Origin of the sequence: Rhodobacter capsulatus (assembly GCF_005144475.1) — a bacterium.
Taxonomy (GTDB): Bacteria; Pseudomonadota; Alphaproteobacteria; order Rhodobacterales; family Rhodobacteraceae; genus Rhodobacter; species Rhodobacter capsulatus_C.
The window spans coordinates 18,096-34,317 of the sequence record NZ_SWJZ01000022.1 but is presented as its reverse complement, the minus strand read 5'-3'; the positions used below and the strand labels follow the sequence as shown (position 1 = coordinate 34,317).

Sequence of the window (16,222 nt, the reverse complement as noted above, 5' to 3'; positions counted from 1 at the left end):
CCCCCTGCCCCATTCCGGCGCTTGACCGCCCCGCCCATCTTGCCTAGAGCTTTGCGCACTCTGGGGGCCTGTAGCTCAATGGTCAGAGCCGGGCGCTCATAACGCCTTGGTTGGGGGTTCGAGTCCCTCCGGGCCTACCAGATACCAAAAACGGCATTGCCAATGAAGCATAAACGTGCTCACTTTGGCACTTTTCGTGCTCACCCCTGTCAAGAGGATTTAGCCAAAGCCCTCTCCGTCTCTGAGGATTGATGCACAAGTTATTATAAAAGAATGACTTTTCGGGGCGGAGAACGAGGTTCCAGACGCCTGAGAGTACCGCCCCGATGCCGCGCACCGCGTTTTACGGTTTGCGCGTCCTCTCGCGGCGCAGCGCCGCCTCTGCCGCGTCGCGCAGGAACAGGCGCCCGAAATCTTGGCCCTCGGGCGCGAAAACCGCCACGCCTGCCCGCTTCAACTCTGCGCGCAGCTCCGGAATCGGCGCCCCGTTTGGGCCACGAGAGTCGGAATGGTGACGAAACGGCGATGAAACGCCGCGATATCAGCCTCGGTCATGTAGATATTTTCGATGCCGGTCTTGGGATGCCGCAACCGGGTGGCCGGGGTCTGGCCCGCTTCGATCAGCGCCCGGAACCGGCCCTTGTCCTTGATGCCGACGGAAATGCCGAAGGCCGTGGCGGGGATCAGCGGCTCTTGCGCGGCGGAGGCCGCAGGGACGAGAGCGTCAATCTCGGCCCGACGCAAACGCAGATCGTTGAACCCGGGGCCGAGCGTGCCGATCGGCAGCTCCCCCGCCCTGACCGCCGCAAGAAGCGCCGAGAGGCTCTGGCGCCTGCGATGGCTGGCCGAGAGGAGCGTTTCCCAAGCTGGATCTTCGGCCGGAACCGACGTGGCCCGGGACTGCAGGCCGGACAGGAGGTCTTTGGCTTGCGTCAGACTCCAGCGCAGCCGCACGGTCTCGCACCGGTAGCGCGGGGTCAGGCAGCCCTCGGCCACCAGCCGTTCCAATTCGGTCCGGCTGGCACCGATCTCGCGCCGTATCGTCCGCAGGCTGACCAGCATCGGGATTTCGGCAAGAAGCCCGGCATGATCGGCGGCGCTGAACACGCGGCGATTTGAGAACCGGGGATCGGCCGCCACGAGCGCACCGGCCTCGATCAGGAACGGCTCCAGTAGCTCCTCGGTCACGCCGATCTCGCGGGCGGCGCTGTAAAGCGAATGCAGGCGGCGTTCGGGGATCACCTCGCCCAGCCAGGATTGGTTTGTGTCCCGGCCGACACGGATATGCTGGAGCGGCTTTCTCGGTTGGGACATGACATTCGTTGGTCCGAAATTCGGCGCCATGGACAGGTCCGCCCCTTGCAATCCACAAGGTCCGGAGACGGCACCGTTCCTCGATCTGGTTTGCCGCGTGCCGCCGTGCAGGACGACGCCAAAGCACGCGGCGTTTCAGGAAAGGCTCAGCGGCCAAGCTTGCGGCTGACGGCGAACAGCTCGATCCCCGTTCGGGCCTTCAGCGCCCCCCAAAGGCCGCGCTTGTCGATCACCATCACGCCGATCGCCACCGCCCCCATCGCGATCAGATACCAGGCCCCCCAATCCGCCCCGATCTCGCGCAGCGCAAAGAACAGGATCGTGCCAAGGATCGGTCCCTCGATCGTGCCGATGCCGCCGATCACCACGATGAAGATGACGAAGGCGGTCCAGTCATTGACCGAAAACGCCGCCTCGGGGGTGATGCGCAGCTTTTGCAGCGCCAGAAAGGCCCCCGCAAATCCGGTCACCCCGGCGGTGAGGACATAGATGAAGAACTTGACCTGCCGGGTGGCGATGCCCACCGTCTCGGCGGCCAGTTCGCTGTCGCGGATCGCGGTCAGCGCCAGCCCCCAGCGCGAGCGCAAAAGGCCCCAGATCAGCGCCACCGAGCCAAGCCCGAGCGCCAGCGCGATCAGATACATCACCGTCTCGCGGCCCTCGCGGGTGGCACCAAGCGTCTTGACCAGCGCCGCAGGCAGCGAGATGCCCGAGCCGCCCCCAAGCGCGCCGACCTGTGCCGCCCCCAGCCGGAACACCTCGGCGATGACCCAGGTGCCGATGGCGAAATAGGCGCCGTTCAGGCGAAAGGCGATCCAGCCGGTGGGCAGGGCAATCAGCGCTGCGAGCACCGCCGCAAGACCAAGCGCCAGCGGCAGCGGCACCCCGGCAAACAGCGCAAGCCCGAAGAACAGATAGCCGCCAAGGCCGACAAAGGCCTGCTGACCGACCGAGACAAGCCCGGTATAGCCCGCCAGCAGGTTCCACATCTGCGCCAGCGCCAGATAGCTCAGCCCCTCCATCAAGAGCCGCAGACCGGACCGGCTGGCCCAGAGCGGCGCCGAGCCGAGGCCTGCCACAAGCGCGACAAGAGCAAGGGTGACAAGGACCGGACGCAACCGGGCGTTCGGATCGGAGGCAAGCGGCAGGGTCATCATGTGTGGCTCACTTTCGGCATCAGCCCGGTGGGGCGCAAGATCAGCACGGCAAGAAAGGCGAGGTGACCGGCAAGGATCTGGAACCCTGCGTCAACTTGCGCGCCGAAGGTCTGGGCGACGCCCAGCACGATCCCGCCCAGAAGCGTCCCCCACAGATTGCCAAGGCCGCCGATGATCACCGCCTCGAAGGCGAACAAAAGCCGCGCCGGGCCCGCTGCGGGGTCGAAATTCGTCTTCATCGCCAGCCAGATCCCGGCGACGCCGACGACCAGCGAAGCAAGCCCCGTGGCCAGTGCAAAGACATGGTTGCGGTTCGCCCCCATCAACGGCACCATCTCGGCGTCGTCCGAGGTGGCGCGCAGCATCCGCCCGAGCGCAGTGTGATAGAACAGCCATTGCAGCGCCCAGATCACGCCCACGGCGGTCAGAAACATCAAGAACGGCAGCAGCCCGACGGCAATCCCTTGCGGCAGCAACACCGAGGCCGTCTCCCAGCCGCCCGTCGCAAGCTTGCGGCTGTCGGCGGAAAAGATTTCGAGCAGACCGTTTTGCAAGATGATCGACATGCCGAAGGTGACAAGGATCGGCGGCAGGATGTCCTTGCCCAGAACCCGGTCCAGAAGCAGCCGCTGCGTCAGATAGCCCGAGACCCCGAGGATCAGCACCACCCCCGCTACGCCAACCGCGGGCGGCAGCCCCCAGGTGACGACGAAGGTCAGCATCAGATAGGCCGCGACGACGATGAAATCGCCATGCGCGATATTGACGAAGCGCATCACCCCGAACATCAGGCTCAGCCCCGCCGCGAAAAGGGCGTAAAGCCCACCCAGCAGAACCCCTTGAACAAGTGCATTCACCCAGACCATCAGGCCACCTCCAGTCCGAAATAGGCCTTGGCGATCTGCGCGCGATCAAGGCTGGCGGGGGGGCCGGTCAGGGTGACCCGCCCCTCCATGAAACAGCAGATCCGGTCGGCGACGGCCAGCGCCTGCCCCACGTCCTGCTCGACCACGATCAGCGTCGTGCCCATGGCGCGGATGCGCGGCACGGCGGCATAGATGTCGCGGATCACCTTGGGCGACAGGCCCAGACTGATCTCGTCGCACAACAGAAGCTTCGGGTTCGACATCAACGCCCGGCCGATTGCGACCATCTGCTGCTGCCCGCCCGAAAGCGCCGTGCCGGGGGTCTTGCGCTTGGCCACAAGGTCGGGAAACAGGTCATAGACGGCGCGCAGATCCCACGGCCCCTTGCGCCCGCCCTGCGCGCCGATGCGCAGGTTTTCCTCGACCGAGAGCGAGCGGAACAACCGCCGCCCCTCGGGCACCATCGCAAGGCCAAGCCGGTGGATGCGCTCTGCCGCCATGCCGCCGATGTCGGTGCCGTCGAAGCGGATTACCTGACCCGTCGTCGGACGCAGCCCGACAAGCGCGCGCAGAAAGGTGGATTTGCCCGCCCCGTTCGCGCCGATGATGGCCGCCGTCTCGCCCTCGGCTACGGCGAAATCCACCCCGAACAGCGCCTGAAAATCGCCATAGGAGGCCCGCAACCCCTCGGTTTCAAGCAGCATCGTCATCGACCGAAATCCCCATGTAAATTTCACGCACCAAGGGCTGCGCCATCACCGCGCGGGGGGCGCCATCGGCGACGATGCGCCCGAAATCGATCACGATCAGCCGCTCGACCACGGCCAGAAGCGCATGCACCACATGTTCGATCCAGATGATCGCCGTACCCGCCGCGTGGATCTCGCGGATCGTGGCGACCAGCGCGTGGCATTCCGCCTCGGTCAGCCCGCCCGCGATCTCGTCCAGCAACAGAAGCTTCGGCCCCGTCGCCAGCGCCCGCGCCATTTCAAGCCGCTTGCGTTCGAGCAGTGTCAGGCTGCCCGCAGGTCGATTGGCGCGGGGCAAAAGCCCGGTGCGATGCAGGATGTCGCGGCAGAAGGCCTCGGGGTCTTGCGCGCCCGAACCGCCGAATTGCGCGGCGACAAGCAGGTTTTCATAGACCGACATCGCCACGAAAGGATGCGGGATCTGGAAGCTGCGGCCGATGCCAAGCTGACAACGGGCCGCCGCGCCAAGGGCGGTCACCGCGCGTCCCGCGAAAGTCACCGTGCCCGCCGAGGGCGCGACGGCACCGCCGATAAGATTGAACAGCGTCGATTTCCCCGCCCCGTTCGGCCCGATGATGCCAAGCGCCTGCCCCTCGGGCAGATCGAAGCTGATGGCGTCCGCAACCTTGAGCGCGCCATAGGATTTATCGACGCCCTTCAGCGAAAGAAGGGGGGTCATGATCTTGTCCTTGAAAGGAAAAGGCGGGGCCGAGAGATTGGCCCCGCGTCACGCGCAGGTCACGCGATCGGCCGTGGCGCAGCGGTCAGGGCAATCTCGGGGCGACCCGGATTGGTGACGATGTCCAGCACGGGCTGCCCCGCCTCAAGCCGCCATTGCCCGCCCGCCAGCGGCGTTTTCGAGACATTGGGGACCGGCCCGTTGGACCAGTCCACCGGACCGAAGACGGTGCCAAGCTTCGTCGCCTTGATCGCGGCGGCGATGCTGTCGGCGTCATCCAGATCCTCGGCGCGTTTCAGTGCGTCGATCACCACCTCGAACAGCGCATGTTTCGCGCCCAGCGGCATCGTCCAGGGCTTGCCGGTGGCGGCACTGTAGGCATCGGCCAGCGCGGCACAGCTTTGCCCGGTCAGGCTGGAGGCATAGGGGAAATTGCGATGCCACCAGACCTCGACCGAAAGCGCTTCGGCACGGGGCCCAAGCGCCGCCATCGCCTGCGGAAATTCGCTCGCCTTGGCGACATTGACAACCTTGGGCGCAAAGCCCTGCTGCGCCGCCTGGGTCCAGAAGGTGGTGAAATCGGGCGGGATCATCACGCCCGAAACGATCTCGACGCCGGCCTGTTTGAAGGCCTGGATCTGCGCCGAGAAATCATCCGATCCGTTCTGGTAGCGGCCCGGATCGACAAGCGTGAAACCCGCCTTTTGCATCACCGGCGGAAAGCCGCGTTCGGGATGCGACCAGCCGTTGCCATCGGGGTCGTTGGGCCACATCGCGCCGACCACCTTGTTCGTCGCCACCCCCTCCCATTGCGACATGAAGACGGCGATGATGTCCTCGAGCCCCCAGAAGAAGTGATAGGTATAGTCGAAGCCCTTGGCCGGATCGCCGCCACGGCCAAAGAAATGCGGCTGCCAGGGCGTGTCGTTGGTGATGCAGGGCACACCGTTGATTTCCGCCTGATCGGCGACCGGGTTCGTGGTGTCGGGGGTCGCGGAGGCGCACAGGATGTCCACCTCATGCTCGAGGATCAGTTCCTGCGCCACCGACGAGGCCCGGTTCGAACTCGACTGACTGTCCTTGACGATGATCTCGACCGGGTAACGGGTGCCGCCGATGTCGAGCCCCTCGGCCAGCGCCGCGCGGACCTGATCGAGCACGAAGCCATCGGGTTCGGCAAAGATCGCCAGCGGCCCGGTCGTGGGCGTGACGAAGCCGATCTTGAGCGTGCGGCCCGCGGCAAAGGCGGGCAACGGCAGATGCGTGGCTACGGCGGCGAGACCGGTCATGGCCGCGCCTTTCAACAGACGACGTCTGGTGAGCATGGTGTCCTCCCTGATCGCATCCTTGGCTGCGCTGCGACGACCGCGGGCTTACCTCCCTGCCACGTCCGCCTCCGCCGGCCTCCCGGCTTGCGCCACCGGATGCCTTTGTGTATGTATCGCTAAACGATACACCATACCATTAACGATGCATTTCGGACTCATGTCAAGTCCAATCTGCGTCACCCTGTCGCGGCGGCGGTGGACAGGATGCGCCGGGATCGTTAGAGCCAGAGAAACGGAGGGCACATGGACGCGGAAAAAGGCGCCGAAAAGCTTCGGGCAAGCGACGGGCAGTCGATTTCGCGCGCCGTTGCGGTGCTGCGCGCCGTGGCCGAGCGGCCGGGCGCCAGTCTGGGCGAGATCGCCAAGGCCACCGGGCTGGCCCGCTCGACGGTGCAGCGTCTGGTCAATGCGCTGTCCTCCGAAGGCCTTCTGGCGCGGAGTTTTGGCCAGCAGGGGTGCCATCTTGGCATGGAACTGGCCCGGCTGGGCGCGCAGGTGAACCTGGATGCCCGCAGCCTGCTTGCCCCCTTCATGGCCGAGTTGCACGACCAGATCGGCGACAACATCGACCTGACCACCTATGACCACGGCCGGGTGATCGTCATCGAGCAGATCGCCTCCAACGAAGGGATTCGGGTGATTTCCTATGTGGGGCGGGCGCATCCGCTCCATGCGACCGCAAACGGCAAGGCGCATCTGGGCCAATTGCCGCGCAGCGAGGCGCTGGCGATTCTCGGTCAGGGGATGGAGCGTTTCACCGAACGCACGATCACCGATCCGAAGGAGCTGATGGCCCAGGTCGAGGCCTTCCGCGAACTTGGCCTTTACATCGACCGCGAAGAATTCGGCATCGACGCCTGCGCCATCGCCACCACCCTGCCCGAGATCGGCGGGCGCAAGCTGGCGATATCCATCGCCATGCCGTCATCGCGCTTCCTGCGCCGCGAAGAAGACATCAAGGCCGCGTTGCTGGCCTTTCGCCGCAAGTTGCAAGACGCGTTCGGCCGCGCGCTCTGACCCGTTTCCCCGCCTGACCCCTTGCGCCGCCGTCGCCGCCTTGCGACGGCGCGGCTCAAAGCTGGCATCAAGCCGCTTGACAGATTGTCGCATGCCGCCCATTAATTAATACACTGTATCGCAAAACGATACACGCGGGCGATTGGGAGACCGCCCGTTGCAGCCAAGGGAGGAACATATGCTGCTTGTTGCGAAAATTCTGCTTACCCTCGCCAGCCTCGGCTATTCGGCGATCCCGTTCCTGTTCGATTCGAACAAGACCCACTGGTTCAACGCGTCCTGGACCGGCCATGCGCGGTTTCACTGCGTCTGGCAGGTGATGTCCTACGTCTATATCGGGGCGCTTGCGCTTTACCTGATCTGGACCGCCGACACGACCGGCCCGCTCTGGATCGCGGCGATTATGGCGGGCTGTGCCTATGGCGGGTTCTGGACCTCGGTCGTGATGCGCCCGATCTATGACGGCTGGCTGGTCGATCACGTCAACCCCGTGCCGCCCTTTCACTGGAATCTCGCCGGGCTGAAGTTTGAGACCGATGCCAACGTCACCTTGTTCACCGCTGCGGTGGTGATCCTTGCCGCCGGGATGGCGGTGCTGAGCACGATCTGAGGACAGGATGCTGAGCGAAATCGAACGGCAGGCCGCTGCCGAGGCGCTGATGCGCGCCGAAGAGACCCGGCAGGTGATGCCGCAACTGACGAAGACCTGGCCCGCGATCACGCTTGAGGATGCTTATGACATCCAGCGCCGCTGGGCCGGGCTGAAGACGGCCAAGGGCGCCAAGGTGATCGGGCGCAAGATCGGCCTGACCTCGCGGGCGATGCAGATGGCCTCGAAGATGACCGAGCCGGATTACGGCGTGATGTTCGACGATGCGACCTTCCTGGATGGCGCCCGCATCCCGGCGGGGCGGTTCCTCAAGCCGCGGCTCGAAACCGAGCTGGCGTTCGTAATGGGCGAAGATCTGAAGGGCGCGGGCTGCCAGATGCATGACGTGCTGCGGGCGACCGAATATGTCACCCCCGCGCTTGAAATCATCGACTATCGCACCGAGGTGCCGCGACTGATTGCCGACACCATCGCCGACAACGCCGCCTTTGGCGCGATCGTTCTGGGCGGGCGGATCTTGCGACCCTTCGATCTGGATCTGCGCTGGATCCCGGCGACACTGTCGAAAAACGGCGTGATCGAGGAATCGGGGGTTTCGGCGGCGATCATGGGCCATCCGGCGGCGGGCGTGGCGTGGCTGGTGAACAAGCTTGCCGCGCAGGGCGACGGGCTGAAAAAGGGCGACATCGTTCTGGGCGGATCGTTCACCCGGCCGGTCGATGTCGGTTCGGGCGATGTGATCTTTGCCGATTACGGCGCGCTTGGCGCCATTGGCGTGTCCTTCGCATGAGCGCCGCGATGATCGAGAACCGCTTCAAGCGCGGCCTTGCCACGGGGCGCTGCCAATTCGGGCTTTGGACGACGCTGTCCACCGCCTTCGCCACCGAGGTGGTGGCGGGGGCGGGGTTTGACTGGCTCTGCCTTGACACCGAACACAGCCCCGCTGACCCGCTGACGATCCTGCCGCAATTGCAATGCCTTGCGGGCTACCCCACGGTTTCGGCCTGGGTCCGCCCGGCGGCGAATGATGCGGTGCTGATCAAGCGGATGCTGGATGCCGGGGCGCAGACATTGCTCATTCCGATGGTCAACACCGCCGAGGAGGCCCGGGCCGCCGTGGCCGCGACCCGCTATCCGCCCGAAGGCATTCGCGGCGTCTCGGGCCTGACGCGCGCCACCCGCTTCGGCCGGATCGAGGGCTATATGGCGGGCGCGGCCGAGGAGATCTGCGTCATCGCCCAGATCGAAACCGGGGCGGCGGTTGACGCGCTGGAAAGCATCGCCGCCGTGCCCGGGATCGACGCGCTTTTCGTCGGTCCGGCCGATTTGGCGGCCTCGCTGGGCTATGGGGCCGATCAGGCCCATCCCGATCTGCGCGCGACGGTGATCGACACGCTGGGCCGGATCCGTGCGGCGGGCAAACCAGCAGGGCTGCTGACGGGCGACAAGGTGCTGCAAGCGATGGCGCTTGAGGCCGGGGTGGATTTCCTTGGCCTTGGCGTCGATGTCGGCCTTCTGGCGCGGGCGGCCGAGGCCCTGCGGCGCGGGGCGGAGGGGCTTTGATCCCCCCCCCGCTTCAGAGCGATCAGGCGCTGATCGTCTTGATCCAGTCGATGAAGGCCTCGGCGTCCTCGTTCGCGCCGTGGCCCGCGTCCCAATAATAGCGCAGATCGACACCATCCCCCGCCCGCGCCGCAGCCGCGCCAAGGTTGGCAAGGATCGTCAGCGAAGTGTCGGTGTCTGACGTGCCGGTGCGCAACCACCAATGCCGCGACCGCCCCGGATGAGCCGACAGCAGAAACCCCATCGGGTTCATCAGCCGAAGCGTTTCGGCAATGTCGGCGGCAAGTGTCGTCCCGGCCCGGGCTGCGGCAAAGGCGGTGAAATGGCGGGCCTTTTCGGTGCCCAGACCAAAGAGGTTATTCTCGCCGGTTTGCAGATCGAAGCCGTCGAAGGCAGGCAGGGACTTCTTGCGCGTGCCGACATGGGCGATGAAGCCCGCCCAATCCAGAACCGCCTGACCGTCCCGCCAGCCGATATGCGGATGCGCGGCCAGATAGGCCTGCCGGTCGGTCTCGGAGAGCGCCGCCAGATGTGCCGTGGCTTGCGGCACAAGATGTGCGCGCAAGAGATAGTCGGGGAAAGCCGCCGCGGTGAGTGGCCCCGACCCATCCGGCGCGGCAAGCCCAAGACTGTTCTGATAGGGGGCAAAGGCTGCGGCAAGCGTGGCCGACAGCGCCCGATCCACAGCCCCGGCCCCGGTCACCGGGTTTGGCCCCCAGCACCATTCATAGGCCGCATCGGCGTGTTCGAGATCGGTGATCGGGCACCAGGCCCCCGCGGCAAAGATCGCATCGCTCGCATTGGCCGCGCCCAGCTCGGCCAGCATCGGCGCATAAAGCGGACTGTCGCCCGAGGCCCCCAGCAGCGCAGAGACGGCACCGCCCGCGCTGGTGCCCGAGGACACGATCCGCTCCACATTGCCCGGAAGGCGGCCCGCATTGGCGCGGATGAACCGCACCGCCGCCTTCAGATCGACGATCACGGCCGGGGCCGTGCCGATGTAATGCCCCGCGGCATCGGTGAGCGTGCGGCCCCGCGCCCCCGGCTCGACCACCACCAGCCCTGCCGCCAGCGCCAGTTTCGCGTTCGAGACCCGCTTGCCCGCCGCCAGCATCAGCGCCGACCCGCTGGGCGCGGCCATCCCCGAAGGCGGCCCTGCGGGCGGCGCCATGTCCGGCGGCGGCCCCATCATGCCGCCCTCGCCGACCCCCTTGGCCGCACTGACATCCGAGGGCATGTAGCCCCCCACCGCATTGGCCAAAAGGATCGGCGCGGCGCTCGCATCGACCGTCACCCCGTCGATCTCGATCGGCACCGAGACGTTGAGCACCTGATACTGCGGCGCCACCGGGCGGGCGACATAGGGAATGGCGCGCCAGAACCGATACCGCACCGCGACTGTCCCACGCGAGGTCTCGACCGTTGTCGACAGCGTCTCATACGCTTCGGGGTCGAAGGCCAGACCTTGCCCCTCGGCCCGCGCGGGACCCGCCCGCAACACCCCGCCCGCGGCACCAAGCGCCAGCGCCGCCACGCCTTGCAACATCATCCGCCGTCCGATCATCTTCCGTCTCCGTCTTTCGGGCCCGCGCCCCTTTGCCGGATCATACGCGTCCGGCGGACAGTTCCGGCGCTAACATCATTGCGAAGACGGTCGCTCACCGGTCAGGGCGAAGGCCGTCCAGAAAGACCGAGGTCGCGGCATGCGCGATCCCGGCGAGTTCCTCCCGATCCGGGGGGGTGCGCAGCCCCAGAACCAGATCGAAGTAGAGATTGCCCCGGATCAACCCGAAAAACTGATCCGTCAAAGCCGTCGGGTCCGCGTGGCGGATCTCGCCTTGCAGCTGCGCACGCGCAAGCACATCGGCCAGCCACAGCCGCGCCGGACCCGGTCCGAGGGCGTTGAACGATTGCGCAAGATCGGGAAATCGCTGCGCCTCGCTGACGGCGATGCGAAAGACCGCAACGGTCCGCGGGCGCATCAGAAGGTCAAGAAGCTGCTCGGCAAATCTGCGCAACACGGTTTCGAGCGGCGCGGTCTCGGTCATGCCCGGAGCAAGTCCGGCAAAGAGCCGCTGCGAATTTTCCCGCACGAGCGCTTCGAACAGACCCTTCTTGTTGCCGAAAAGGGCATAGATCGTCCGCTTCGAGCCCCCCGTCCGGGCAATGATCGCGTCGATGCTCGTTGCCGCATAGCCCTCGCGGAAAAAGAGTTCTGCCGCCGCCTCCAGGATGACCTGTCGGCGCGGATCTTCGAGGTCGGACGTCGCGCTGGACTCCATGGGCGGCCATCTCCTTTTTCCCTTGCGCCGGTAATGGCTATTACCATATCACCCGACCAACAAGCGGTAATGCTCGTTACCACTCGAATCGCCCCTGATCTCCCACCGACCGGACCGATTGCCGATGCAGGCGCCCGCCATGACCCCGCAGCAGCACCCCCGCTCCGGCCCACCTCCGGGCCCGCCCCCGGGACCCCCCGCGGCGCTGACGCCGCGCATTGCGGCGGCCCTGACCGGGGTTCTGATCTCGGCCATGATGTCGGGGCTGAACAGCCGTCTGGGCGGGTTGGCGCTGGCCGATGTGCGCGGCGGTCTGGGTCTGGGCATCGACGAGGCCTCGTGGCTCAACGTCTGCTATGCGGCAGGCGAGCTGATGGTGATGCCCTTTGCCACCTGGTTTTCAATCACGCTGACCGTGCGACGGTTCTACCTGATCGCGCTTTGGACGACGGCCGGGATCGGGTTGGTGACCCCCTTCGTGATCAACCTGCCGGTGCTTTTGGTGCTGCGCACCGTGCAGGGGGTTTCGGCGGGGGCCTTGATCCCGATCCTGATGATGATGGCGCTGCGCTTCCTGCCGATGGCGATCCGGCTGCACGGGCTCGCGCTTTACGCGCTGACGGCGACCTTTGCGCCCAACATCGCAATCTGGATCGCCGGGTTTTGGACCGATAGTGTCGCGCTGCCGAATGGCCTTTGGTGGCAGTTTCTGCCCGCTGCGGTGATCTGCACCGGGCTTGTCGGTTGGGGGTTGCCGAAGGAGCCCGTCCACTGGCCACGCTTTGCGACGCTGAACTGGCCCGCGCTGATCACGGGGGCGCCGGGACTGTTCATGATCGCCCTCGGGATCGGACAGGGCAATCGGCTGGACTGGTTCAACGCGCCGCTGGTGTCGTTCTGCCTGCTGGCGGGGGGGCTGTGCCTGCTGGCCTATGGGGCCTTCGAATGGTCCCATCCCGCCCCCTTCATCCGGTTGCAACTGCTGGCGCGGCGCAATCTCCAGATCGGCTTTTCGGCCTTCGTTGTCATCCTGACGATCTTCTATTCCGGCGCCGGTCTGCCCGCCGGACTGCTGGCGCAGACGCAGGGCTATCGGCCGCTGCAAAGCGCCCCGCTCGGGCTGATCATCGGCCTGCCGCAACTGCTGTTCGGCTCGCTTGTGGCGCTGCTGCTGTATCGCAAATGGATCGATGCGCGCAAAGTCTTCGCCTCGGGCCTTCTTTGCGTGGGCACGGCCTGTTTCCTTGCCGCCGGGCTTGATGCGACCTGGACCTGGCAGCAGTTCATCCCGATGCAGATCCTCCAGGCGATCGGTCAGCCGATGACGGTGGTCTCGATGCTGTTTTTGTCGACAAGCGTCGTGCAGCCGATGGAGGGGCCCTTTGTCGCCGGTCTGGTGAATACCCTGCGCGCCTTTGCGACGCTGCTTGGCGTCGCGCTGATCGGTCATTTCGAGGAGCTGCGCGCCGAGGGGCATTCGATGCATCTGGTCGAGCGCTGGGGGATGGTGCGCAACCTGCTGCCACACCCGCCCGGCGCAGCCGAAGCCGCCAGCCTGATCAACGAACAGGCGGCCGTGCTGGCTGTGGCGGATGCCTATCGGCTGCTTGGGGCGCTGGCCTTCCTGCTTGTTCCCTATGCCGCGCTGTTTCGTTTCATTCCCGCGCCAACACTTCCTTCCCCGCCCTCCGCCGAACCGGTAAAATCATGACAAAACAAAAGTATATCATTCTTGCGGCGCTGGGTGCGGCCCTTCTTGGGGCCGCATGGATGCTCAACCGGCCGCCGTCGGAGGCGCGCTATCAGCACACCGACGACGCCTATTTGCTGGCTGATTACACCAATGTCGCGCCACAGATCGGGGGCCTTGTGGCCGAGGTGGGGGTGACAGAGAACCAGCCGGTCGCAAAAGGCGATCTGCTGGCGGTGCTCGATGACCGCGATCTCAGGATCGGGGTTGAAACGGCTGAAGCCGCGACAGCGGCGGCACGCGCCGCACAGACGACGCTTCAGGCGCAGCAAGCCGTCCAGACGGCCGAGATCGCCCGGGCGACGGCGACGATCAAGGCCGCCGACGCGGCGCTTGATCTGGCGCGCACCGCGGAAAGACGCGCCCGCCATCTGGTGAAGCAAAGCTCGACGGCGCAAAAGACCCTGGACGAGGCGGTTTCGGCGCTGCTTGCGGCCGAGGCGAACAGCGCCGCCAGCCGCGCGGCGCTGGATGCGGCCGAGGCGCAGGCCCAGGTGATTGCCGCACAGATCGCTGGCGCCGATGCCGCGCTGACCCAGGCGGAGGCCGGTCTGGCCAATGCGAAGCTCCAGCTCTCGCATGCCCGCATCCTTGCGCCCGAAAGCGGCATCGTCGCCGGCGCCGCCCTGCGGGTCGGGGCCTATGCGGCGATCGGTCAGACGCTTCTGACGATTGTTCCGCTCGACCAGCTCTATATCGAAGCGAACTTCCGCGAAACGCAACTGGCCCATGTCGCCGCCGGTCAGCCGGTCACGGTGCGCGTCGACGCGCTTCCGGGGCAGAGCTTCACCGGTCGCGTCGCCAGCCTCGGCCCGGCCAGCGGAGCGGTGTTCAGCACGGTCGCGGCGCAGAATGCGACCGGCAACTTCACCAAGATCACCCAAAGGTTGCCGGTGCGGATCACCCTCGACCCCGATCAGCCCGGGCTTGAGGCGCTGCGCGTGGGCATGTCCGCAACGCCCGAAATCGACACCCGCCGCTGAACCCGGACAGGAGAACCCGATGCCGCTGCAAGCCCGCCCCCCGGTCGCCCCCCATGCCGCCGAACAGGTGACCTTCTTCACCCAGCAAAGCCGCCTGCACGGTGAAATTCCGCTGACGCAATGGTTGTTTGCCGAAATCGCCCGTCTTGGCCTGCGCGGCGCGACGATGGTGGCGGGGATGAAAGGACAGGGGCATGACGGGGTCATCCACGCGGTCACGCTTTTCGACGATGCCGAGGTGCCCGTGCAGATTACCGCCATCGCCTCGAGCGACCAGATCGACCGTCTGCTGGACGCATTGGCCGCGCAATCCGCCGGGGTCTTCTACACCCGGCTTCCGGTCACGGTCGGCGTGGTCTAGGCCCGGCGCGAACGGGGCAGCCCGGCCCGGGCCGCCCCCTGCGGTCACGCCTTGGCCGCGCGGGCGGCCGCAACGAGGCCGTTGAGCCAATCCTGATGGCCGTTGATCATCGGATTGGGCACGGCCTTGGCCAGTTCCCGCGCCGGGGCACCGTTTTGCGTCTCCTGCGTCAGGATCCGCACGCGGCCTTCGGACAGATCCTCGATCAGCCAGGCGTGATGCACGTCAAGCCGATCCGCCGCGCCAATCTCGCCCGCCCAGCCATGCCAGGCCAGCCGCGCCGGTTGCCCCTTGACCGGCGGCACGCATTCCACCACCCGCGACGGCACCGGAAAGCCGAAGGTGCGGAAGAAGAAACTGTCGCCCAGGCGCAGTTCGGGGCCCTTGCCATCGTGGATCTCGACATCGGCGGCATTGGCGTAATAGTCGGGCCAGCGGCTCGGGATGGCGAGGAACGGCCAGACCTCGGCCGTGGTCAGCCCGGTGACGATGACCTCGTTCGAGCAGAAATTGTCGGTGAAACCGGGAACATAGCCTTGCGGCCAGAGAATGTCGGACATGGATCTCTCCTGTGATCTTCGATGCTGGAGATATCGCCGCCCCCGCTTTATAACTCCAATCGCATATTCCGCTATGAGGTATCGCCATGGCTGATATCAGAACCTTCGATCTGAACCTCTTGCGTGCGCTTGAGGCGCTGCTCGAGACCCGGTCAGTCTCGCGTGCGGCGCAGCGGCTTGGCCTGTCGCAACCCGCCGTCAGCGGCATGTTGACCCGGCTGCGCGAACGTCTGGACGACCCGCTTTTCGTGCGGACCCAACGCGGCATGCTGCCCACGCCCCGCGCCGAGGAACTTGCGCCGACACTCAAGGCCGTTCTGGCCGAGATCGAGGCGATCTTGCAGGGCGTCAGCTTCGATCCGCAGCGCGCGGACCTGACCTTGCGGGTTGCGGCCACGGATTACGCGCAGCGGGCGGTCCTGTTGCCGTTCCTCCAGCGGCTGCGGCAGGAGGCGCCCGGGGTGCGGCTGTCGGTGCGGCCCGTTGCGGCGGATTTTCCCCGGCAGATGGCGGAAGGCGCGCTCGACATGGCGCTGGTGACGCCGGAGATGGCGCCCGAGACCCTGCGGACGCGGCGGCTTTTCGAGGAGACCTATGTGGTGATCCTGCGCGCGGATCATCCGCAGCGGCAGGCGGTGGCGGATCTGGCGGCGTTCTGCGCGCTTGACCACGCAATCATGTCACATGACGGCACGGCCTTTTCCGGGGCGACGGATCGGGCGCTGGACGCGATCGGACAGCGCCGCCGCGTCGTGGCCAGCGTGCCGAGCTTCACCATCCTGATCGACCTGATCCGCCGCTCCGACATGCTCGCGCTTGTGCCGCGCCGGCTGATCGAGGGCGAAGCGGGGATCATCGCCGTCCCGCCGCCCGTGCCTGTGGAGGGCTTTCGCAAGATCCTCGTCTGGCACGAAAGGCTGCAACAAGACCCCGCGCAACGCTGGCTGCGCGACCGGTTGGCCGCCAGCGTGGGGGCATGAGCGCCCGGCAGAGGACCGCGTTC

The 16,222-nt window shown here is 66.3% G+C and carries 17 protein-coding genes and 1 tRNA gene; 9 read left to right on the top strand and 9 right to left on the bottom strand.

The window, feature by feature from the left end:
- Nucleotides 1–64 precede the first annotated feature (64 nt).
- A tRNA-Ile gene (locus FBT96_RS07280) sits at nt 65–140 on the top strand.
- Nucleotides 141–453: 313 nt separating this feature from the next.
- Here the strand turns inward: FBT96_RS07280 and FBT96_RS07275 are convergent.
- The 6 genes from FBT96_RS07275 to FBT96_RS07250 all read right to left on the bottom strand — a co-directional run bounded on the left by FBT96_RS07275 (nt 454) and on the right by FBT96_RS07250 (nt 6,090).
- A complete protein-coding gene (locus FBT96_RS07275) occupies nt 454–1,344 on the bottom strand; it encodes a hypothetical protein (protein WP_136905647.1) in 891 nt (296 codons plus the stop codon).
- A gap of 116 nt (nt 1,345–1,460) precedes the next feature.
- Nucleotides 1,461–2,468 carry a branched-chain amino acid ABC transporter permease gene (locus tag FBT96_RS07270; protein ID WP_136905684.1) on the bottom strand — a complete coding sequence of 336 codons (1,008 nt, stop codon included), beginning with the start codon at nt 2,466–2,468 and terminating at the stop codon, nt 1,461–1,463.
- Nucleotides 2,468–3,337 (bottom strand): branched-chain amino acid ABC transporter permease, encoded by an 870-nt coding sequence (locus FBT96_RS07265; protein WP_136905646.1) that lies wholly within the window; start codon nt 3,335–3,337, stop codon nt 2,468–2,470. Before FBT96_RS07265 ends, FBT96_RS07270 begins: the two co-directional genes overlap by 1 nt.
- Nucleotides 3,337–4,047 (bottom strand): ABC transporter ATP-binding protein, encoded by a 711-nt coding sequence (locus FBT96_RS07260; RefSeq protein WP_136905645.1) that lies wholly within the window; start codon nt 4,045–4,047, stop codon nt 3,337–3,339. The genes FBT96_RS07265 and FBT96_RS07260 overlap by 1 nt, the downstream gene beginning before the upstream one ends.
- A complete protein-coding gene (locus FBT96_RS07255; RefSeq protein ID WP_136905644.1) occupies nt 4,031–4,765 on the bottom strand; it encodes an ABC transporter ATP-binding protein in 735 nt (244 codons plus the stop codon). Before FBT96_RS07255 ends, FBT96_RS07260 begins: the two co-directional genes overlap by 17 nt.
- A gap of 59 nt (nt 4,766–4,824) precedes the next feature.
- The gene (locus FBT96_RS07250; RefSeq protein ID WP_136905643.1) at nt 4,825–6,090 is read right to left on the bottom strand and encodes an ABC transporter substrate-binding protein; all 1,266 of its coding nucleotides are present in this window, start codon (nt 6,088–6,090) and stop codon (nt 4,825–4,827) included.
- A gap of 246 nt (nt 6,091–6,336) precedes the next feature.
- On the opposite strand from FBT96_RS07250, the gene FBT96_RS07245 reads away from it, so the two are divergent.
- The 4 genes from FBT96_RS07245 to FBT96_RS07230 all read left to right on the top strand — a co-directional run bounded on the left by FBT96_RS07245 (nt 6,337) and on the right by FBT96_RS07230 (nt 9,283).
- Nucleotides 6,337–7,110: an IclR family transcriptional regulator gene (locus tag FBT96_RS07245; protein WP_136905642.1), complete on the top strand. Its 774-nt coding sequence runs from the start codon at nt 6,337–6,339 to the stop codon at nt 7,108–7,110.
- Between the two features lie 178 nt (nt 7,111–7,288).
- Entirely contained in the window at nt 7,289–7,720 is a 432-nt protein-coding gene (locus FBT96_RS07240; protein WP_136905641.1) for a hypothetical protein, read from the top strand.
- A gap of 7 nt (nt 7,721–7,727) precedes the next feature.
- A complete protein-coding gene (locus FBT96_RS07235; RefSeq protein ID WP_136905640.1) occupies nt 7,728–8,510 on the top strand; it encodes a fumarylacetoacetate hydrolase family protein in 783 nt (260 codons plus the stop codon).
- Nucleotides 8,507–9,283 carry an HpcH/HpaI aldolase family protein gene (locus tag FBT96_RS07230; protein ID WP_249306363.1) on the top strand — a complete coding sequence of 259 codons (777 nt, stop codon included), beginning with the start codon at nt 8,507–8,509 and terminating at the stop codon, nt 9,281–9,283. The genes FBT96_RS07235 and FBT96_RS07230 overlap by 4 nt, the downstream gene beginning before the upstream one ends.
- A gap of 22 nt (nt 9,284–9,305) precedes the next feature.
- Here the strand turns inward: FBT96_RS07230 and FBT96_RS07225 are convergent, their stop codons facing one another.
- Together FBT96_RS07225 and FBT96_RS07220 are read right to left on the bottom strand one after the other, a co-directional pair.
- The gene (locus FBT96_RS07225; RefSeq protein WP_136905638.1) at nt 9,306–10,847 is read right to left on the bottom strand and encodes a subtype B tannase; all 1,542 of its coding nucleotides are present in this window, start codon (nt 10,845–10,847) and stop codon (nt 9,306–9,308) included.
- Between the two features lie 94 nt (nt 10,848–10,941).
- The gene (locus FBT96_RS07220; RefSeq protein ID WP_136905637.1) at nt 10,942–11,565 is read right to left on the bottom strand and encodes a TetR/AcrR family transcriptional regulator; all 624 of its coding nucleotides are present in this window, start codon (nt 11,563–11,565) and stop codon (nt 10,942–10,944) included.
- Between the two features lie 139 nt (nt 11,566–11,704).
- On the opposite strand from FBT96_RS07220, the gene FBT96_RS07215 reads away from it, so the two are divergent.
- From FBT96_RS07215 to FBT96_RS07205, 3 genes are read left to right on the top strand one after another with little or no spacing between them, the layout of a single operon-like run.
- The gene (locus FBT96_RS07215; protein ID WP_136905636.1) at nt 11,705–13,276 is read left to right on the top strand and encodes an MFS transporter; all 1,572 of its coding nucleotides are present in this window, start codon (nt 11,705–11,707) and stop codon (nt 13,274–13,276) included.
- Nucleotides 13,273–14,298: an HlyD family secretion protein gene (locus FBT96_RS07210; RefSeq protein WP_136905635.1), complete on the top strand. Its 1,026-nt coding sequence runs from the start codon at nt 13,273–13,275 to the stop codon at nt 14,296–14,298. Before FBT96_RS07215 ends, FBT96_RS07210 begins: the two co-directional genes overlap by 4 nt.
- Nucleotides 14,299–14,317: 19 nt before the next feature.
- A complete protein-coding gene (locus FBT96_RS07205) occupies nt 14,318–14,659 on the top strand; it encodes a DUF190 domain-containing protein (protein WP_169583285.1) in 342 nt (113 codons plus the stop codon).
- 44 nt (nt 14,660–14,703) lie between these two features.
- On the opposite strand, the gene FBT96_RS07200 is transcribed toward FBT96_RS07205, so the two are convergent.
- Entirely contained in the window at nt 14,704–15,219 is a 516-nt protein-coding gene (locus tag FBT96_RS07200) for an SRPBCC family protein (RefSeq protein WP_136905633.1), read from the bottom strand.
- 86 nt (nt 15,220–15,305) lie between these two features.
- Between FBT96_RS07200 and FBT96_RS07195 the strand changes: the two genes are divergently transcribed.
- Nucleotides 15,306–16,199, top strand: a complete 894-nt coding sequence (locus FBT96_RS07195; RefSeq protein ID WP_136905632.1) for a LysR family transcriptional regulator — start codon at nt 15,306–15,308, stop codon at nt 16,197–16,199.
- The last annotated feature ends 23 nt before the right edge of the window (nt 16,200–16,222 follow it).